The 17,792-nt window shown below is 63.5% G+C and carries 19 protein-coding genes, 1 pseudogene and 1 riboswitch; of the genes and pseudogenes, 11 read left to right on the top strand and 9 right to left on the bottom strand.

Annotated features, from left to right (window positions below; all coding sequences use genetic code 11):
- Window positions 1-38: 38 nt before the first annotated feature.
- The 3 genes from NL532_RS01300 to NL532_RS01290 form a co-directional block, all read right to left on the bottom strand.
- The gene (locus tag NL532_RS01300; protein WP_023715518.1) at window positions 39-272 is read right to left on the bottom strand and encodes a DUF680 domain-containing protein; all 234 of its coding nucleotides are present in this window, start codon (window positions 270-272) and stop codon (window positions 39-41) included.
- A gap of 71 nt (window positions 273-343) precedes the next feature.
- The gene (locus NL532_RS01295) at window positions 344-547 is read right to left on the bottom strand and encodes a DUF680 domain-containing protein (protein WP_023668886.1); all 204 of its coding nucleotides are present in this window, start codon (window positions 545-547) and stop codon (window positions 344-346) included.
- Window positions 548-613: 66 nt separating this feature from the next.
- On the bottom strand, window positions 614-820 hold the full coding sequence (locus NL532_RS01290; RefSeq protein WP_023668885.1) for a DUF680 domain-containing protein: 207 nt from the start codon (window positions 818-820) through the stop codon (window positions 614-616).
- 499 nt (window positions 821-1,319) lie between these two features.
- Window positions 1,320-1,521, top strand: a riboswitch (cobalamin riboswitch).
- A 117-nt stretch (window positions 1,522-1,638) separates the two neighbouring features.
- On the opposite strand from NL532_RS01290, the gene NL532_RS01285 reads away from it, so the two are divergent.
- The 8 genes from NL532_RS01285 (at window position 1,639) to NL532_RS01250 (ending at window position 9,479) form a co-directional block, all read left to right on the top strand.
- Window positions 1,639-2,886, top strand: a complete 1,248-nt coding sequence (locus tag NL532_RS01285) for an aromatic ring-hydroxylating oxygenase subunit alpha (protein WP_023828622.1) — start codon at window positions 1,639-1,641, stop codon at window positions 2,884-2,886.
- Window positions 2,887-2,923: 37 nt separating this feature from the next.
- Window positions 2,924-4,024 (top strand): FAD-binding oxidoreductase, encoded by a 1,101-nt coding sequence (locus NL532_RS01280; RefSeq protein ID WP_023828621.1) that lies wholly within the window; start codon window positions 2,924-2,926, stop codon window positions 4,022-4,024.
- Window positions 4,025-4,185: 161 nt separating this feature from the next.
- Window positions 4,186-4,608: a PqqD family protein gene (locus NL532_RS01275; protein ID WP_023684294.1), complete on the top strand. Its 423-nt coding sequence runs from the start codon at window positions 4,186-4,188 to the stop codon at window positions 4,606-4,608.
- A 152-nt stretch (window positions 4,609-4,760) separates the two neighbouring features.
- Window positions 4,761-5,810 (top strand): hypothetical protein, encoded by a 1,050-nt coding sequence (locus NL532_RS01270; protein ID WP_023806205.1) that lies wholly within the window; start codon window positions 4,761-4,763, stop codon window positions 5,808-5,810.
- A complete protein-coding gene (locus NL532_RS01265) occupies window positions 5,807-6,550 on the top strand; it encodes a glycosyltransferase family 2 protein (protein WP_023668880.1) in 744 nt (247 codons plus the stop codon). The genes NL532_RS01270 and NL532_RS01265 overlap by 4 nt, the downstream gene beginning before the upstream one ends.
- A 33-nt stretch (window positions 6,551-6,583) precedes the next feature.
- Window positions 6,584-7,336: a glycosyltransferase family 2 protein gene (locus NL532_RS01260; protein ID WP_023684291.1), complete on the top strand. Its 753-nt coding sequence runs from the start codon at window positions 6,584-6,586 to the stop codon at window positions 7,334-7,336.
- On the top strand, window positions 7,321-8,013 hold the full coding sequence (locus tag NL532_RS01255; RefSeq protein WP_245264019.1) for a glycosyltransferase family 2 protein: 693 nt from the start codon (window positions 7,321-7,323) through the stop codon (window positions 8,011-8,013). Before NL532_RS01260 ends, NL532_RS01255 begins: the two co-directional genes overlap by 16 nt.
- The gene (locus tag NL532_RS01250; RefSeq protein ID WP_023828620.1) at window positions 8,013-9,479 is read left to right on the top strand and encodes a nucleotidyltransferase family protein; all 1,467 of its coding nucleotides are present in this window, start codon (window positions 8,013-8,015) and stop codon (window positions 9,477-9,479) included. The genes NL532_RS01255 and NL532_RS01250 overlap by 1 nt, the downstream gene beginning before the upstream one ends.
- 45 nt (window positions 9,480-9,524) lie before the next feature.
- Here NL532_RS01250 and NL532_RS01245 read toward each other — a convergent pair whose 3' ends face one another.
- From NL532_RS01245 to NL532_RS01220, 6 genes and pseudogenes are all read right to left on the bottom strand, one after another.
- Window positions 9,525-10,265, bottom strand: coding sequence for an FAD-binding oxidoreductase (locus NL532_RS01245; RefSeq protein WP_023828619.1), 741 nt, complete (start codon window positions 10,263-10,265; stop codon window positions 9,525-9,527).
- On the bottom strand, window positions 10,262-10,873 hold the full coding sequence (locus tag NL532_RS01240; protein ID WP_023684287.1) for a sulfite oxidase-like oxidoreductase: 612 nt from the start codon (window positions 10,871-10,873) through the stop codon (window positions 10,262-10,264). Before NL532_RS01240 ends, NL532_RS01245 begins: the two co-directional genes overlap by 4 nt.
- 134 nt (window positions 10,874-11,007) lie before the next feature.
- Window positions 11,008-11,238: pseudogene (locus tag NL532_RS01235) on the bottom strand (PDZ domain-containing protein); the annotation flags it as partial.
- Between the two features lie 15 nt (window positions 11,239-11,253).
- Complete coding sequence (locus NL532_RS01230) at window positions 11,254-12,018, bottom strand: MBL fold metallo-hydrolase (protein WP_031202836.1); 765 nt, start codon at window positions 12,016-12,018, stop codon at window positions 11,254-11,256.
- Window positions 12,018-13,184 carry a diphosphate--fructose-6-phosphate 1-phosphotransferase gene (locus tag NL532_RS01225; RefSeq protein WP_023828617.1) on the bottom strand — a complete coding sequence of 389 codons (1,167 nt, stop codon included), beginning with the start codon at window positions 13,182-13,184 and terminating at the stop codon, window positions 12,018-12,020. The genes NL532_RS01230 and NL532_RS01225 overlap by 1 nt, the downstream gene beginning before the upstream one ends.
- A gap of 99 nt (window positions 13,185-13,283) precedes the next feature.
- On the bottom strand, window positions 13,284-14,051 hold the full coding sequence (locus NL532_RS01220) for a L,D-transpeptidase (protein WP_023828616.1): 768 nt from the start codon (window positions 14,049-14,051) through the stop codon (window positions 13,284-13,286).
- A 229-nt stretch (window positions 14,052-14,280) separates the two neighbouring features.
- Here NL532_RS01220 and NL532_RS01215 point away from each other — a divergent pair, with 229 nt between their 5' ends.
- The 3 genes from NL532_RS01215 (at window position 14,281) to xylB (ending at window position 17,790) form a co-directional block, all read left to right on the top strand.
- Window positions 14,281-14,904: a LysE family translocator gene (locus NL532_RS01215; protein ID WP_023702517.1), complete on the top strand. Its 624-nt coding sequence runs from the start codon at window positions 14,281-14,283 to the stop codon at window positions 14,902-14,904.
- 24 nt (window positions 14,905-14,928) lie between these two features.
- A complete protein-coding gene (locus NL532_RS01210; protein ID WP_023702516.1) occupies window positions 14,929-16,254 on the top strand; it encodes a tetratricopeptide repeat protein in 1,326 nt (441 codons plus the stop codon).
- A gap of 81 nt (window positions 16,255-16,335) precedes the next feature.
- Window positions 16,336-17,790, top strand: a complete 1,455-nt coding sequence (gene xylB / locus NL532_RS01205) for a xylulokinase (RefSeq protein WP_023828615.1) — start codon at window positions 16,336-16,338, stop codon at window positions 17,788-17,790.
- Window positions 17,791-17,792 lie beyond the last annotated feature (2 nt).

Raw genomic sequence — 17,792 nt, 5'->3', positions numbered from 1 at the left:
CGGGCCAGGCCCGCCGCTCTTTTTTTAAGCTTCGGCTGTTAGTTGTTGCCGAACCGATCCCTGTCGCTGCTCTGAGGAACGAACTTCTGTTGGTCGTTCGACGAGTTCAGCAGCTTGTAGACCGCCGAGTTGGTGCCGGTCGACGAAGTGCGGGTGGTGTCGACGGCAGCGGCCGGCTGGTTGGCGCCATTGGAGCCATAATTGTCGCTGCCGGCAAAGGCAGCGCTCGAAACAGCCAGAACGGCTGCGGTGGCAAGAACGATCTTCTTCATTTTAGTCTCCTGAATTTTTCTGATGCCGCCAGCTGCAGCGGATAAGCCCGCCACGTGCTGGAAACCGACTTTTAGCGGCCGAAAAGGTTACGGTCGGCACCGTGGGCAGGCGCCTGCTCGGCTGGAGCCGACTTCTCAACCGAAGCCGTATGGCCACTATCGGTCGACGTAATCGCAGGCTGGTTGGCGCCGTTCGAACCGTAGTTGTCGCTGCCGGCGAAAGCGCTGCCGGAGATGGCCAAAACGGCGGCGGCAGCAAGGATGATCTTTTTCATTTCAAATACTCCTGAATTTTTTGGGATCCCGAGAGCGACGGGTTAGCCGCCCTTCTTTGGTCGGGATCAGCGATTGCCGTAGAGGTCGCGGTCGGCGCCCTGAACGACAGGCTGCTTGTCAGCGTGCGCCGGCTTCTGAATGGAAGCCGTATACGAGCTGTCGACCGAGACGGCTGGCTGGTTCGCACCATTGGAACCGTAATTGTCGCTACCGGCGAAGGCGCTGCCGGTGATCGCCAAAACGGCTGCGGCAGTGAGGATGATCTTTTTCATTTTTAGTACTCCAGTTTGTCTGTCCGTCTAGCGGCGTGTCTTGGGAGGAATTCGCGTCGTTCGGACAGCCCCGATGTGGGAAAGCCATAGGCTGGTTTCCAATCACGAAGTTGTTCCGTGTGGACCACGCTCCTGCACCTTGAAATTGTACCAGGAAGTTCCTTCATGGCTGTTTATTGTATTGTTTTCAGTTTCTTATGTCGAACCGAGTGGTTCGCTCCGATGTCGGTTTCCGGGCCGTCGTTCACACCGTCCTGCACGCATTGTCAACAGAAACGAACCGTTCGGTTCGATTAGAGATTGCTAATAGTAACTTTTCGATACCGTTGAGCCCTTTTTGCCCCCGATCGAACTGGATCCGCAGCGATTCGAAACGGCGATGATGGCGTCGCAAGAAACGTCTCAGCTCTTTGACCGGCGGCGGGGAGCGTATGCCGCGCGTGTCGCGCCGCATGGATACGATGTCGCTTTCATGCCGACGTCGCGATCGCTGCCGTGATTAGATGATCGCATCTCAGGTGCCGCTTCGTGACGACGCAGCGGAGAATTGGGAAGCCGGTCAGAATCCGGCGCTGCCCCCGCAACGGTGGTGGAGTTGAAGTCGCAACGGGAGACCACTGGGCAAGAGCCTGGGAAGGTGTCGCGATGGTCCGCAAGGACAACTCCAGAGCCCGGAAACCAGCCCGAGATGCATAGACTCGACTGATCGCGGTGGGCGGTCAAGAGGTGGATAGTGCATGTCCGGCGCCGCGCCGGCCTGCGTCCGATCCTTCCTCCATCACCACCAAGTTCAGTCCTTAAACCACGAGGACAGAACTATGGATACGCGCAACGACATGCTGAGGCTCCTGAACGGCCGCAAGCAAGGCTTTTCGCTGGAACAGCCCTTCTACACCGACCCGGACTATTTCAAGCTCGACATGGAGCTTATCTGGTATCGCGACTGGCTGTTCATCGGCCATGATTGCGAACTGCCGAAGCCCGGCAGCTATATCACCGTGCAGATCGGCGATTATCCGGTGGTGCTGGTCCGCGACCAGAAGGGCAACATCAACGCCTTTCACAATTCCTGCCGCCATCGCGGCAGCCGTGTCTGCAACACTGAGAAGGGCATGGCGGCAAAGCTTGTCTGCCCCTATCACCAGTGGACCTACGAGCTTGACGGCCGGCTGCTGTTTGCCCGCCAGATGGCCGACGGTTTAGACAAGAGCCAGTTCGGCCTGAAGCCCGTCGCCTGCGAGAGCGTCGGCGGCTACATCTTCATCTGCCTGGCGAAAGAACCTGCCGACTTTGCGCCGATGCGCGCCATGATAGAGCCCTACCTCAAGCCGCACCGGCTGAATGAAGCCAAGGTCGCCTTCGAGAGCACCATCATCGAGAAGGGCAACTGGAAGCTGGTCTGGGAAAACAACCGCGAATGCTATCACTGCGCCGGCAATCATCCGGAGCTGTGCAAGACATTCCCCGAAGCGCCGACGGTGACCGGCGTGCAGGGCGCCGACAGCGATCCGGAGATGCTGGCGCACTGGGCGAAATGCGAGGCGGCGGGCCTGCCGAGCAAGTTCCGCACCGATCCGGCCGGGCAATACCGCGCCACCCGCGCGCCGCTGCTGCGCGATGCCGTCAGCTACACGATGTCGGGAAAGCGCGCGGTGACGAAGAACCTGTCCGACACTGTTGCCGCCGACCGCATCGGCACCTTGATGCACTACCACTATCCGACGACTTGGAACCACATACTGATCGACCATGCGGTCACCTTCCGGGTGCTGCCGATCAGCGCCACGCAAACCGCGGTGACGACCAAGTGGCTGGTGCACAAGGATGCGGTCGAGGGGGTCGACTACAACCTTGAGGAGCTCACCCATGTCTGGACCGAGACCAACGACCAGGACCGCCGCATCGTCGAGGAAAACGCCTTCGGCATCCTGTCTCCGGCCTATGAGCCCGGCCCCTATTCGGAGCTGCACGAGGGCGGCGTGATCCAGTTCGTCGAATGGTACGCGGCCTTCATCGGCCCGCGCCTTGCCGAAGGTGGCAGGCCGGCGCTGCGCAGCGTCGCGTGAGCTGGAGCAGGCGAAGAAGGACCGGAGGATGAATGCGATGACGGATCTTGGGCTCTATCGCCATCTCGACCAGATGGCGCCCTGGAACGATAGGCTGCAGGTGCTGGAAGTGATCGGCGTCAGCGACGAGGCGCCTGACGTCAAGACCTTCACCTTCCGCTCCGACAACCAGACCTGGTTCCGCTACAAGCCGGGCCAGTTCCTGACGCTGGAACTGCCGACACCGGAAGGGCCGCTGATGCGCACCTATACGCTGTCGTCGTCGCCATCGCGGCCGTTTTCGATCGCGGTGACGGTCAAGGCGCAGGCCGGCAGCATCGGCACGCGCTGGATGTTCGACCATCTGGTGCCCGGTTCGCATGTCAAGGCCTACGGACCGGCCGGCGACTTCTCGTTGCACAGCCACCCGGCGGCCAAATACCTGTTCATTTCCGCCGGCTCCGGCGTGACGCCGATGATGTCGATGCTGCGCTGGCTGAACGACTGCGCGCCATGGACCGATGTCGGTTTCGTCAACTGCGCGCGGCGTGCCGAAGAGATCATCTTCCGCAAGGAACTCGAACTGCTCGGCGGCCATATGCCCGGCCTGTCGCTCGGCTTCATGATCGAGGAACGTTCCAGCCGCGAGGGCTGGTACGGTCATATGGGGCGCATCGACGCGATCCGGCTGCCCTTGCTGGCTCCGGATTTCCGCGAGCGCGAAATCTTCTGCTGCGGCCCCGATCCGTTCATGCGCGCCGTGCGCGGCATGCTGGATGCCGCCGGCTTCGACATGACGAAATACCATCAGGAGAGCTTTGCCGCGCCTGTGATGGAGGAAATTCCGGCGCCGTTTGCCTCCCCGGTCGAGGACGGCATCGCTGCACCTGTCGAAGCCGTGACGCCGATCCGCTTCTCGCTTTCGGAGGTCGATGCCGGCTGCGTCGCCGGCCAGACCGTGCTGCAGACAGCGCGCAGCTCGGGCGTGCGGATTCCCGCCGCCTGCGAGTTCGGCCTGTGCGGCACCTGCAAGGTGAAGAAGGTCTCCGGCGAAGTCGAGATGAGCCACAATGGCGGCATCCTCGACCACGAGATCGATGACGGTTTTATCCTTGCCTGCTGCTCGAAACCATTGTCGGCGCTCGAAATCGAGGCTTGAGCCGGTCGACTTCGCCGCAACGGTCACCGACGCAGGCGTTGTGTTCGCGGGTCTTTGTCTTGCCAAGCATAGGCCGAGTGATTTAGACGCACTTAGGAAGGGCTGGCAGACCGTGAAACTGGCGCATCCCTTCATGGGCGCATGGAACGGGGGACACAGCGATGCAACAGCGGGTCTACGCGGTCGCAAGCAAGGACATCGTTTTCGAATCATTCGATGGCGAAGCCGTCGTTCTCGATCTTTCGAACGGCAAGTATTTCGGCTTTTCCGATTCCGGCAGCCGGGTCTGGCAGGCTTTGTCGTCCGGCGTCGCCACTGAAGCGCTGGTCGGAGCTGCCGCGGGCGCCGCAAAAACAAGCCTGGCCGACCTCGAAAGCTTCGTTGCCCGACTGCTCGATTTCGGGTTGCTTGCGCCAGCCGAAACACCGGCACAACCGCTTTCGGGCGAGCTGTCGGCTGCGCTTGCTGCCAGCAATGAGCCGCTCAAGGTCGATGTCCATGACGACCTTGCCGATCTCATCATTGTCGACCCGATCCATGAGGTCGAGGAACCTCTCGGCTGGCCGGCGGTGAAACAGGCATAATCGTTTCCCTAAAGCGCGTCGCGTTTGAACGGACTCAGGCGACGCGGTTTAGATCTTTTATTTTATGCATGTCGTCGTCTCAAAACCGGGGCCACCCCGAGCGACATGCATCAGGCGACCCGGCGCAATTCTGGACGCTGAACAACCAACACATGCCTTTGATCACGCTGCAAACCCTGCCGGATTATGCCCGCCATGTGCTGGCGGCCGCGGAAAGCGCCGCCGCATTCTATCCCGTTACCGCCAGCGTGCGGTTGCCGGGACTGGAGCTGAGTGTCCACCTCGACCATGGCACGCTGGCGGAAGCCATGAGCCATGCCTTCATACCGGCCCCGGAAAATCCGTCTGCATCTGACGGCTGCCGCATTTTCGTCGCCCACCCGGGCATCGATGGCGTCCTCGCCCCGGCCACCTGGGGCCGAGGCGATTACAACCATCATGCCTTTGCCAACCGGCTGGAAGAGGCCGGATTGCGCGGCAGCTACTATCATGACCTCGATTTCTGGCAGTTCCATGATCCGCAACGCCATGTCGGGGCGCAGCTGATGATGGCGGCCGAGGCCTTTCCGCCATGGGAACAGGCGGCGCCGCTGCGCGCCTTCCTGCATTGGGAATATGCGGCGCGCGGCATGCGGCTTACCCATGCCGGCACGCTGGGCATCGATGGCAAGGGCGTGTTGCTGGCGGGCTCCGGGGGAGCCGGAAAATCGGGAACAGTCGTCGCCGGCCTGCTCAATGGGCTCGATAGCGTCGGCGACGACTATGTGCTGATCGACCGGACCGAGGGCGTGACGGCCTATCCGCTGTTTGCCACGCTCAAGCAGGATCCGGAGGGCTTCAAGCGGCTGAAGCTGGAGGGTCGGCTAAAGTCGTACCAACCGCTGAACTGGCAAGGCAAGCATGCCTTTCGCATCGACGAGATCGCGCCTCGACCACCTCCTGCAAGTCTGGACATTATTGCTTTGATAGTGCCCCATATCAGGGGAGGTGCGAGAAGCTCGGTCATGCCCATATCGCGCAAGGATGCCATGATCGCCTTGGCCCCGTCAGGAATCGTGCAGATGCCGGGCGAGCGGGAAGCGGGCTTTCGCTTTTTCAGCGAGCTTACCCGCGATCTGCCATGCTACCGGCTGTCGCTGGGGACCGAGCCGCGCGAGATCGCCGGCACGATTGCGGATTTCGTCCTTCGGGGCGCTGCATGAAGTTGAGCATCATTGTGCCGGTGTACAATCGGGAGATCTATGTCGTTTCGACGTTGCGGTCCCTGCTCAGGCAACGCGACGATGCCGATCTCGATATCATCGTTGTCGACGACGGCTCGACGGACAGCTCCGTTGAAGCAGTCCGCGCCATCATGCGGGAAGCGTCGTGCATCCGCCTGTTCCAGCAGGCAAACCAGGGCGTGGCCAACGCGCGCAACACAGGGCTGAGGCAGTTGCTGCCGCAAACCGAACTGGTGTCGTTCCTGGATTCGGACGACGTCTCGCCGGCTGGACGATTCAAGGCTGGCCTACCCCTGTTCGCGGCCGACCCTGCGCTCGAGCTGACCTACTCGCTGATGACGCGCGTCGATCTCATGGACGACGAAACCCTGCAGCCGGCACGGGGCGGCGCAGGTCCCACCGTGCGCGGCGTCAGCCTTAGCGCCGGGATACTCCGCAGGGCACTCATCGACCGTACAGGTGCTTTCGACGAGGAGTTCCGGCAGGGCGAAGACGCCGACTATCTGCTGCGCATTTTCGAAACCAGCCCAAAGCACATTTTTCCCGACACCGTCGCGGTATACTACCGGCGCCACCCCGGCAATTTGACCAAGCAAAGGGATGTGGCGGTGCGCGAATATCTGCGTGTGATTCAGAAATCCTTGCGGCGGCGCAAGGCCGATCCGTCGCGGCGCCCGGTCGAGGGGCTTTTCGAGATCAAGCGCCCGGCAGAGTGGTGAAAGAATGAACAGATCACAGCCTGGAATGCGTGCGTGAAGCTGAGCGTGATCATGCCGGTTTACAACCGCGAACGCCATGTCGGCTCGGCGCTGCGCTCGCTGCTGAGGCAGCGCGATGCCGCCGATCTCGACATCATCGTTATCGATGACGGTTCGACCGACAGTTCGGTGGCGGTCGTGCGCTCGCTGATCGCGGAGGCGCCGTGCATTCGCCTTTTCCAGCAGCAGAATGCCGGGGTGACGCGGGCACGCAACGCGGGCTTGCGGCAATTGCTGCCGCAGACCGGGCTGGTATCGTTTCTCGATTCCGACGACATTTCCCCGCCGGGCCGCTTCAAGGCGGATCTGGCCTGTTTCGACGCAGACCCCACCCTCGAGCTCACCTATTCGCGCATGACGCTGGTCGACGACATAGATGACGATACGCTGGAGCCGACAGCCGACAGCCACTCGGTGACGGTTCGCGGCATTCACCTGTCTCCCGCTATCTTCGTCCGGCGGTTGGTCGAACGCATCGGCAGCTTCGACGAGGATTTCCACCAGGCCGAGGACACCGACTATCTGCTGCGCACTTTCGAAAGCGGGCCGAAATTCACGATGCCCGACACTGTTGCGCTCTATTACCGGCGCCATCCCGGCAACATGACCAGGCAGGCCGATGTTCCTTTTCGCGAATTCATGCGCGCCGTCTACAAGTCGATGAAACGGCGCGAGGCCGACCGCTCCTTGCACCCTGTCGACGGCATCTTCGATTTCAAGGAACTTGCGAATTGGCGTTTCCTGTGATGGCCAGCTACGGCGTCGTCATTCCGGCCTTCAACGCGACCGCCACCATCGCCGAGACGCTGCGATCGGTCGCGGCCCAGACGGTCCAGCCCGACGCTATAATCGTCGTCGATGACGGCTCGACCGACGATACGGTCGCGGTGGTCAATTCGCTGGGCATGCCGGTGCAGGTGTTGCGCCAGGACAATGCCGGACCAGGCAGCGCCACCACCAGGGGCATCGCCGCGCTGGCGACGCCCTTCGTCGCCACGCTCGATGCGGACGATCTGTGGCTGCCGACCAAGATCGAAAGGCAGCTGGAGCATTTCGAGCGGTTTCCCGCGACGGCAGGAGTCTTTGCCCACTGGCGGACGTTTCGCGATGATAAGCCCGATGTGCAACAGGACGTGGCCGTGGCGGGCTGGTCGCGCACGACGATGATGATCCGCCGGGAGGTAGCCGAGGCCGTCGGTCCGATCATCGACCCGCAAGGCGGTCGCGGCGACATGGTCGACTGGATCGCCCGTGTCCGCGAGGCGGGCTTTGCGCTTGCCATGCTCGACGATGTCCTGACCTTGCGCCGCATCCGGCCCGACAGCATGTCCTATGGACGCGACCCCGCGCGCGATCGCGGTTATCTCGAAGTCGTAAGGCTGGCCATGCAAAGGCGAGCAGCGAAAAAGACGAGCGCCGACTGATGGCCAATGCCATGCGCCGTATCGGCCGTCGGTTTCCGGACTATGGCTGGTCATGGCCAACTGGCGGACTCGACCAGCTGCTGAAGGCCGCATTGCTGCCCGATGAAGAAGCGGCAGGGCGTTACGCGGCGCGCTGGCTCGACGAGAACGACATCGACCATGTTGCCTTCCGAGAGCATCGGCTGCTGGCCGCGATCTCCGACAGGTTCGGCCGCAAGCTCGCTGGGCATCCGGCCTATCCACGTCTTGTCGGCCTGCAAAAGATGCTGTGGACCAAATCGCGACTGGCTGCGCGCGAGGCCGAGCCGGCGCTACAGGCCATGATCGACGCCGGCTGCGCGGTGATGCTAATCAAAGGCGCCAGCCGCATCGCCGTCAACGCGTCGGCGCAGCGGGGCCGGGTGGCGCACGACATCGACATATTGGTGCGTCCGCAGGACATGATCGCCGCCTTCGACGTGTTGACCGAGGGTGGCTGGCAAATCGCCACCGGCGTCAGCCCGCAATATCTGCGCACAAGGCTGGCGTCCCTGCGGTCGATGAATTTCTTCAAGGGCAGTTTCGGCGACATCGACCTGCACCAGTCGGCCTATGACGGATCGCAGCAGAGCACCGAAGACGATCTGGCGGTCTGGCAGCGGGCGCTGTCAGCCGATTTCAATGGCGTCCGCGTGCTTGTTCCCTCTCCGGCCGACCGCATGGCGCTCGCCATCGCACATGGCGGCCTCGATGCCCACACCCACAGCGACTGGCTGGTCGACTGTGCGGTCGCCATCGAGAGTGGCGCAGTCGACTGGGGCGTGTTCGCCGATATCGTTGCCAAGCGGGGCCTCGCCGTCGCCACGGCGGTGGCGCTCTCCTATCTCTGCCTGGAGATCGGCATTGCGGTGCCGGAGGTCGAACTTGCAAAGACGATTGAGTTGGCCGACCGCGCCGGCCTGTCGCGCTGGTCTTCGGTGCTGCAGGCGAAGCCGCGCACCGATTTCGGCGGCCTCGTTTGGCTGTCGCGCGGCTTTGCCAAGCAATTGCGCCTCAAACGCAAAAAGGGCCGCCTGCAGCAGCCGACGCCCGCCGTCTGGCGCGGCAGGCCGACATTGCGCAAGGCAAGAGCGACGTCGGCGCCGTTTGCACTTTCCCAGACCCTGCCGCGTCCGGACAGGACTGGAGCGATGGTGCTGGACGTCACCGTCAGGATCGTCGTTCCACCAATCCGGCGCCGCATTGAGATGGAAATCAATGCCGGCGGCGGCCATGTCGCCCGCCTGCGTTCCATGGTGATCAGCCGCGCCGGCGGCGGACGTGTGCTGCGCTTTCGCGGCAAGCTAACGGTGGACGACACCGGCCGGCCTCTGGTGATCGAGGCACGGCCATCGCGCCAGTTCCGCAACTGGGACAATGAGGCCGAAGTCGCCGCCTATGGCGCGCTGCCGTTCCAATTGCTGTCGGCAAGGTTTTCACCCACCTGAGAGCGGGTGGCTGTTTCAATGAAACGGTGAACCACTGTGGCCCTCTCAGACGCCATAGCGCTCGGTGCGGATGATTTCCGCTGATATGCTGGCGTCGATCAGCGCCTGGGCAGCCGCCGAGACGAAGGCGTTCGACCCGCAGACGAAGGCGAGCGCCGGCGGCCGCGGCAGCCGCGTGAGCGCCTGCATGACCATTGCCGTGTCGATGCGCCTCGAATAGTCGGACGGGCGCCGTACGGCCTCGCGCGTCAGCGTCAGCACCAGCTCGAACCCGTCGCGGCGGTCACCGAGACCGATCAGCTCGTCGCGGAAGATCACCTCGTCCCAGACCCGCACCGAAAACATCAGCGCCACCGGCACCGCCGATTTGCGCAAGGTTCGATGCCGCACCATCGCCATCAGCGGCACCACGCCGGAGCCGCCGCCGACCAGAAGCAGCGGCCCGCCATCCCCATCGGACCAGACGAAATGGCCGCCGAGCGGCCCGCGCAGTTCGATCTCGTCACCGACCGCGGCGATGTCGTGGAAGAAGGGCGAGACTTCACCGTCGTCGAGCTTCTCGATCGCCAGCTCGATCGTGGCGCCGCTCTCCGGCGCCGAGGCGATGGAATAGGAGCGGCGCGCCTGGTAGCCGTCAGGCGCCGTCAGCCTGACGTCGACATGCTGTCCGGCGCGATAGGCGAATGGCCGTGACAGCGCGAAAAAGAAACTGGTGACGCGTGGCGTCCGCTTTTCGATCCGGGTGATTTTCGCCGTCTGCCAGGGAGATTGCGGCGCTTCGCTCATGGATCGCCGCTATAGCGCTGCTCGCGCCACGGGTCGCCATAGATGTGATAGCCGCGCAATTCCCAGAAGCCCGGCTCGTCGCGCTCGGTGAACTGCAGCCCGTTCAGCCATTTAGCCGATTTCCAGAAATAGAGATGCGGCACCAGGAGCCGCGCCGGGCCGCCATGGTCGGCAGTGATTGGCTTGCCTTCATAAAGCAGCGCCACCATCGCCTTCCCCGCGGTGAGATCCTTGGCCGGCACGTTGGTGGTGTAGCCGTCATAGCCATGCGCCAGCAGGAAGCCGGTCGGCGCTTCGATGCCTGCATCGGCAAGGATGTCGTCGACCAGCACGCCTTGCCAGGCGGTATCGAACTTGGTCCAGGCGGTAACGCAATGGATGTCGCGCGTCATCTTGGTCAAGGGCAGCGCGTTGAACTCGGCCCAGTTCCATTTCTTGATCGGGCGCGGCCCGTGCTTGAGCGTGAACGACCAGTCCTCGGTGCGCACGCGCGGCGTCGGCCCCGCCGACAGCACCGGAAAGCCCTGTTCGAGATACTGACCGGGCGGAATGCGCGCATCGGTCTCCGTCGGAGGCTTTCGACCGGAGGAAAAACCGCGAGTGACCATCGGACTGTCCGTTTTTAGCAGGCCATTGCCGGCCTGCCGTAATGTTCTCGAAGATGTCACGGCGGGCAACAGGAATTTTGGCGGGGCCGTGCGGCAGGCCTGCCGATCGTTCAGCGAGCCCGCCGCATCATGACTCAACCGGCGGCGAAGGGTACGGCGACGAAGATTTGCGCGTCGCCCCGGTCGACCAAAAGCAGCACCGACTTCCGGCCCGATCTGCCGGCCTCGGCGATCGCCTGGTTGGCTTGCCGCGCATCCCGCACGGGCGACCGGTCGACGGCGACGATGACGTCGCCCGGCTGCAGGCCGGCATTGGCAGCTGCCTTGTCCGGATTGACGCGCTCGACCACGGCGCCACGCTGGTTCCAATCCCAATGTCGTCAGAGGCCTCCGGTGCGCCTGAGATAGGCTGTGGCGATCTCGCGCATCCGGTTGCCGTCGAAGCTCGGCCCATGGCCGCCATGGCCGAGGCGAACAGGCAGGTCAAGGAGCCGCTGCATGGTACGGCGATAATCAGGCCGGGAGGAATCCGGCAGGTCGTCGATCAGCGTGGAATCGTAGATGGCGTCGCCGGCAAAGAACAGGCCGTCTGCCTCGTCGAACAAAGCGATCGAATCCGGCGAATGTCCGGGCAGATGCAGGACGCGGAACTGCCGGTCGCCGAGGTCGACGATGTCGCCCTCGTCCAGCGTGCGCGTCAGCGGCGCCGGCGGAATCTTGTAGTCGGCCGCCGTCCAGCCCGGCGCCGGCAATTTCGAAACGGCGCCGTCGAGATTGTTGAACATGTAGGCGTAGGTCACCCGATCGTTCATGGTCTCGAAATGCTCGGCACTGTGCCGCGGCCCGGCGCGCAGCGGAAACTCGTGCAGCGAGCCGACATGGTCGAGATGGATGTGGGTGGCGACAACAATGAGCGGCTTGCCCTCGGGCGTGTCGATCTCAGGCGCCAGCGGGCAGATGCCCATGCCGGTGTCGACCAGCAGGTCGGCGTCGCGTCCCCTGAAATGCCAGATGTTGGCGCGCACGAAATCATGCACGAAAGGCTCGGTCAGCATCGTCGTGCGGTCGTCGATGATCGTCTTGCCGAACCAGTCGCCGACAACGCGCTCGCCATCAAAACGGGCGCCGTCAAAACGGCCGCCCATCAGACGAAGGGCTTTCCCACCTTGTATTTTTCCGGCACCAGCCGCTTCAGGTAAGCCATGCCCGCTTCCGACAGCTGGTTGACATCGGGCTTCATGAAATCGTCGGGCATATGGCGCGTCTTGCCGGCGACGTTCTTCAGCGGCACCTTCTTCAGCACGGTTTTGGAGCCGTCATATTGCAGCGCCACCGAGCCACCGCCTTCGCCGGCAACGGCAACCGCGAAGGCGCCGGCGCCGAAAGCCTCCTGCGCGTCGACGGCGCTGATCGCGCCGACATAGCCGCGCGGCATGTAGCCAAGCGCATCGACGCGGGCGCGCTTGCCCGGCAGGCCTTCGGCGAGCGCACGTTCCAGAGCTGACGGCAGGTCGCTGCCCGACAGTTTGACGTTGCCATGCGCGTCGCGCTCGAGCTTGTCCGGCGCCACCAGGCTTTCGACCAGCGCCTTGCCGTCGGCGGTGCTGACTCCTTCGGAGACGGCGACGATGCAACGCTTGTGGCGGTCGAGCGTGGCGCGCACGTCGTCGATGAAACCGGCGGCGGAGAATGGCCGTTCCGGCACGTAGACCAGATGCGGGCCGCTGTCGGGATCGAGCTGCCAGGCTGCAGCCGCCGCGGTGAGGAAGCCGGCATGCCGGCCCATGACGATGCCGACATAGATGCCGGGCAATGCGCGGAAATCAAGATCGACGGACAGGAAGGCGCCGGCGACGAATTCGGCCGCCGAGATGAAGCCCGGCGTGTGGTCGTTTTCCTCGAGGTCGTTGTCGATGGTTTTTGGCGCATGGACGAAAGCGATGCTGCCGCCGGCTGCGTCGGTCAGGATCTGCTGCGTGCCCGACGTGTCGTTGCCGCCGATATAGATGAAGGCGTCCGCGCCGGCCTTCTTCAGGCCCTTGAGGATGACTTCGCAATAGGCAGCGTCGGGCTTGTCGCGTGTCGAGCCGAGCGCGGCACTCGGCGTGCCGGCGATCAGCCGCAGCCGGTCCTCAGAGATGGCGGAGAGGTCGACATAGTTGCCGTCACGAATGCCGCGCACGCCGTGGAGCGAGCCCAGCACCTTGGCGCCGGGATGGCGCTTGCGGACTTCCAGCGTGGCCCCGACAACCGTCTGGTTGATGACGGCGGTCGGGCCGCCGCCCTGTGCGATGACAAACGTTCCAGCCATGCTCGATTTCTCCCGGCGCTGTGGTTTTCAAGGCACCTTGGCCTAGCTTGCCGCATCGCGCAACGGGAGTTTCCAGCGGCGCCAAACCGCCGCACAGGATCAGACGACGACGACCGGGTTCTTCTTGGAAACGCGGCTGTAGAGGTCGATGATATCCTGGTTGATCAGGCGCACGCAGCCCGACGACATCGCCAGGCCGATGCTCGCCCATTCCGGCGAACCGTGTATGCGGTAGCCGGTGTCCTTGCCGTCCTGGTAGATGTAGAGGGCGCGTGCGCCGAGCGGGTTGGTGAGGCCACCGGGCTGGCCGTTTTGCCATTTCACCAGTTCCGGCTTGCGCTGGATCATCTCCGGCGGCGGCGTCCAGGTCGGCCATTCCTTGCCGTACTGGATGTTGGCGCGGCCGGACCAGCGGAAGCCGTCCTTGCCGATGCCGACGCCGTAGCGGATGGCGTCGCCGCCCTCCTGCACCAGATAGAGCTTTCGCTCCTGCAGATGGACGACAATCGTGCCGGGCGCCTCGCCGGTCTCGTTGACGACGATCTGGCGGCGGAACTCCGGCTTGACCTTCTGATAGGGCACCGCCGGCACTTCGAAGCCGCCATCGTTTAGCGAAGCGTACATGACATCGGGGCCGGTGACGTTCTTGTCGACGCTGATCGCCGGACGGATCGGCCGCACCGAGCCGGTGACCGTGTCATCCAGCTGGAATTGCGGCAGCTCGAGCGTCGAAGTGCTGCAGCCGGCCATGCCGAGCAGCGTCATGGCGCCGGCCCCTGACAGGACGAAGCGGCGGGAATAGAGATGTTCGGTCTCGTTTGCGTCGCCATTTGCTGGCGGCGTCACATTCTGCGGCAACTCACGCATGCACCCAAACCCTACGCTGTCGGCGGGAAACACGGTCCGGCCGGATAGCAGGCAGTTTCGCCAAACATGGTTGAAAAAGGGTGAAGGCCCAACGACCGGCATTAAACTTGTGCCGCCAATAGCCGCAGCGGTCGGGCGAAATGGTCCGCCGTGTATTTTTGGGAGAGGGCTCTTTACATTCCTCCGCACACGAGGATTTATCCTTTTCTTTGCGCTCAAGGAGACAAAGATGTCGTTCGAAAACTGGGCCGCCTTCGCCGCCGCCTCCACCGTTCTGCTCATCATTCCCGGCCCGACCATTCTTCTGGTCGTGTCCTATGCGCTGGGCCAGGGCTGGCGCACCGCCTTGCCGATGTCCGTCGGCGTGGCGCTGGGCGACTTCACCGCCATGACCCTGTCGATGCTGGGCATCGGCGCGCTGCTGGCCGCGTCGGCGACCGTGTTCACCATTCTGAAGCTGATCGGCGCCTGCTATCTGATCTATCTCGGGGTAAAACTATTTCGCGCCAGCGGCGCGCTCAAAGCCGAACCACGCACAGATGCCGTCTCGGCCGCCAAGATGATGGCGCACGCCTGGCTGGTCACCGCACTCAACCCGAAGAGCATCACCTTCTTCGTCGCCTTCCTGCCGCAGTTCCTCAACCGGGAAGCCGATTTCTGGGCACAGATGCTGATCTTCGAAGCGACCTTCCTGGCGCTCGCCTTCGCCAATGCCTTCGGCTACGCGCTGATTGCGGCGCGCGCCCGCAACGTCGTACGCAACCCCAAGGCGATCCGCATCTTCAACCGCACCGGCGGCACGCTGCTGGTCGGCGCCGGGATCGCCACGGTGGCGATGCGCTCGGGCAATTAGGAACTGCGGAGCATCAGGGCCGATATGGCAGTAAGAGATCCATTCGGCCTAATGTTTTCGGGCGCGACCGAGGCCGGGTTTTCACCCTACAGCCAGGCCGTTCATGAATTGCAATGCTTCGTCGGCGACCCGGTCGGCTCCGTTGACCGCGCCATATCGGCGGATCCCGGTTTCGTCATGGCGCATGTCTTCAAGGGGTATCTGTTCGGCCTCGCCACCGAACGCGAGGCAATGGCGGTCACCCAGGCATGCCATGCTGCGGCACTGCCGCTTGCCGCGACGCCGCGCGAACAGGCGCATGTGGCGGCCCTTGGCCACCTTGCCGAGGGACGCTGGCATGACGCCGCGCGCCTGCTCGAAGATATCGCCATCGACAACCCGCTCGACGTGGTGGCGTTGCAGGTCGGCCACCAGATCGACTTCTTCACCGGCAATGCCCGCATGCTGCGCGACCGTATCGGCCGCGCGCTACCGTCCTGGCAGAGCGGCATGCCAGGTTATCACGCCATTCTCGGTATGCAGGCCTTCGGTCTCGAGGAGATGGGCGACTATATCAGAGCCGAAAGTTTTGGCCGACAGGCGATCGAGATCGAGCCGCGAGACGGCTGGGCGCAGCACGCGGTCGCCCATGTCATGGAGATGCAGAGCCGGCAACGGGACGGCATCGCCTGGATGCGCGCCAATCCCGAGGCGTGGACCAAAGAGAGCTTCCTGCAGGTGCATAATTGGTGGCATCTGGCGCTGTTCCACTACGATCTCGGCGAGACCGACGAGGTGCTCAAACTCTATGACGGGCCGATCTATGGCGAGCGTTCGACGCTGGCGCTGAACATGGTCGATGCATCCGCGATCCTGTGGCGGCTTTATCTCGGCGGTGTCGATGTCGGCGACCGCTGGGCAGCGCTCGCTGCCAACTGGGCGCCGAAGGCTGGAGCCGGCAATTACGCCTTCAACGATGCGCATGCGATGATGGCATTCGTCGGCGCCGGTCTCGAAGCGCCGGTCAAGATCTTGCTCGAAGCCCAGCACGAGGCGATGCGCGGCAGCGACGACAACGCCGCCTTCACCCGGGATGTCGGCCAGCCACTGACGGAAGGCATCAAGGCATTCGGCGAGGGCAATTACAGCGAAGCGGTGCGCCTGATCCGACCGATCCGCGCCATTGCCCATCGCTTTGGCGGCAGCCACGCCCAGCGCGATGTGATTGATCTCACGCTGATCGAGGCGGCGTTGCGCGCCGGCGACACGGCGCTTGCCTGGGCGTTGACGGCCGAGCGCGCACTGGTCCGGCCGGACAGTCCGCTGTCGGCGCTGTTTTCGCAACGCGCCGCCAATTTGTCAGAGAATTGACCCGCGGCGGATCTTGTTTTAAAAACTGGCGAGCCAGATTTTTTCGAGACCCGAAAAAATTAATGGCAATGGGAGGAATGCATGTATCTCGGCCTCGATCTCGGCACGTCGGGCGTCAAGGCGCTGTTGATCGATGCCGGGCAGAAGATCATCGGCTCCGGCCATGCTTCGCTTGACGTATCGCGGCCGCATCCCGGCTGGTCCGAACAAAACCCCGCCGACTGGATCCGCGCCTGCGAGACCGCCATTGCCAAGCTGAAAGCCTCGCACCCGAAAGAGCTTGCCGCGGTCAAGGGCATCGGCCTTTCCGGCCATATGCATGGCGCCACCTTGCTCGATGCCGGCGACCAGGTGCTGCGCCCCTGCATCCTGTGGAACGACACGCGCAGCCACGCGGAGGCCGCCGCGCTCGATGCCCACCCGCACTTTCGCCAACTCACCGGCAACATCGTCTTCCCCGGTTTCACGGCGCCGAAACTCGCCTGGGTGAAGAACAACGAGCCCGCGGTTTTCGCCAAGGTTGCAAAAGTGCTTTTGCCGAAGGATTACCTTCGGTTCTGGCTGACCGGCGAGCATATCTCAGAAATGTCGGACTCCGCCGGCACCTCCTGGCTAGATGTCGGCAAACGGCGCTGGTCCCCCGAATTGCTTGCGGCGACATCGCTCGACGAAAGGCAGATGCCGTCGCTGGTCGAAGGCACGGAGAAGGCCGGAGCCTTGCGCGCCGAACTGGTCGCCAACTGGGGCATAGCATCAGGCGTCCCGGTGGCAGGTGGCGCGGGCGACAATGCGGCTTCAGCCTGCGGCATGGGCACGGTCGGCGCCGGCCACGCTTTTGTGTCGCTGGGCACATCTGGCGTGCTGTTTGCTGCCAACGCTTCCTACCTGCCCAATCCGGCAAGCGCGGTGCACACCTTCTGCCATGCCCTGCCCAACACCTGGCACCAGATGGGGGTCATCCTGTCTGCGACCGATTCGCTGAACTGGCTGTCGGAGATTTCAGGCAAGAAGGCCGGCGAATTGACCGCCGAACTTGGCGATGTGCTGAAAGCGCCGAGCGGGGTGTCGTTCCTGCCCTATCTCTCGGGCGAGCGCACGCCGCACAATGATTCCGCCATTCGTGGGTCCTTCACCGGACTGGCGCATGAATCCGGCCGCGCGGTGCTGACGCAGGCCGTGCTTGAAGGCGTCGCCTTCGCATTCCGCGACAGTCTCGAAGCCTTGAAGACCGCCGGAACGGATTTGACGCGGGTGACGGCAATCGGCGGCGGCTCGCGCTCGCGCTACTGGCTGAAGGCGATCGCTACGGCGCTGCAGGTGCCCGTGGACATTCCGGCCGACGGCGATTTCGGTGCTGCCTTTGGCGCGGCGAGGCTTGGTCTGATCGCGGCGACAGGGGCTGATCCGCTGGCGGTGTGCACGGCGCCGAGGACGGATGCGACGATCGAGCCGGATGCTGCGCTTGGCGGGGCGTATGCCGATGCCTATCAGCGCTACCGGGCGCTGTATCCGGCGATCAAAGGCGTGACCGCGTGAGT

Origin of the sequence: Mesorhizobium sp. C120A, from assembly GCF_030323105.1 — a bacterium.
Classification (GTDB): domain Bacteria; phylum Pseudomonadota; class Alphaproteobacteria; order Rhizobiales; family Rhizobiaceae; genus Mesorhizobium.
The sequence above is the reverse complement of the archived record's forward strand: the minus strand, read 5'-3'. Positions and strand labels throughout refer to the sequence as shown.

What these genes read in the sequence shown, in the direction of transcription:
- NL532_RS01300 (WP_023715518.1), bottom strand. Translation starts at nt 272, where the DNA reads ATGAAGAAGATCGTTCTTGCCACCGCAGCCGTTCTGGCTGTTTCGAGC.
- NL532_RS01295 (WP_023668886.1), bottom strand. Translation starts at nt 547, where the DNA reads ATGAAAAAGATCATCCTTGCTGCCGCCGCCGTTTTGGCCATCTCCGGC.
- NL532_RS01290 (WP_023668885.1), bottom strand. Translation starts at nt 820, where the DNA reads ATGAAAAAGATCATCCTCACTGCCGCAGCCGTTTTGGCGATCACCGGC.
- NL532_RS01285 (WP_023828622.1), top strand. Translation starts at nt 1,639, where the DNA reads ATGGATACGCGCAACGACATGCTGAGGCTCCTGAACGGCCGCAAGCAA.
- NL532_RS01280 (WP_023828621.1), top strand. Translation starts at nt 2,924, where the DNA reads ATGACGGATCTTGGGCTCTATCGCCATCTCGACCAGATGGCGCCCTGG.
- NL532_RS01275 (WP_023684294.1), top strand. Translation starts at nt 4,186, where the DNA reads ATGCAACAGCGGGTCTACGCGGTCGCAAGCAAGGACATCGTTTTCGAA.
- NL532_RS01270 (WP_023806205.1), top strand. Translation starts at nt 4,761, where the DNA reads ATGCCTTTGATCACGCTGCAAACCCTGCCGGATTATGCCCGCCATGTG.
- NL532_RS01265 (WP_023668880.1), top strand. Translation starts at nt 5,807, where the DNA reads ATGAAGTTGAGCATCATTGTGCCGGTGTACAATCGGGAGATCTATGTC.
- NL532_RS01250 (WP_023828620.1), top strand. Translation starts at nt 8,013, where the DNA reads ATGGCCAATGCCATGCGCCGTATCGGCCGTCGGTTTCCGGACTATGGC.
- NL532_RS01245 (WP_023828619.1), bottom strand. Translation starts at nt 10,265, where the DNA reads ATGAGCGAAGCGCCGCAATCTCCCTGGCAGACGGCGAAAATCACCCGG.
- NL532_RS01240 (WP_023684287.1), bottom strand. Translation starts at nt 10,873, where the DNA reads ATGGTCACTCGCGGTTTTTCCTCCGGTCGAAAGCCTCCGACGGAGACC.
- NL532_RS01230 (WP_031202836.1), bottom strand. Translation starts at nt 12,018, where the DNA reads ATGGGCGGCCGTTTTGACGGCGCCCGTTTTGATGGCGAGCGCGTTGTC.
- NL532_RS01225 (WP_023828617.1), bottom strand. Translation starts at nt 13,184, where the DNA reads ATGGCTGGAACGTTTGTCATCGCACAGGGCGGCGGCCCGACCGCCGTC.
- NL532_RS01220 (WP_023828616.1), bottom strand. Translation starts at nt 14,051, where the DNA reads ATGCGTGAGTTGCCGCAGAATGTGACGCCGCCAGCAAATGGCGACGCA.
- NL532_RS01215 (WP_023702517.1), top strand. Translation starts at nt 14,281, where the DNA reads ATGTCGTTCGAAAACTGGGCCGCCTTCGCCGCCGCCTCCACCGTTCTG.
- NL532_RS01210 (WP_023702516.1), top strand. Translation starts at nt 14,929, where the DNA reads ATGGCAGTAAGAGATCCATTCGGCCTAATGTTTTCGGGCGCGACCGAG.
- xylB (WP_023828615.1), top strand. Translation starts at nt 16,336, where the DNA reads ATGTATCTCGGCCTCGATCTCGGCACGTCGGGCGTCAAGGCGCTGTTG.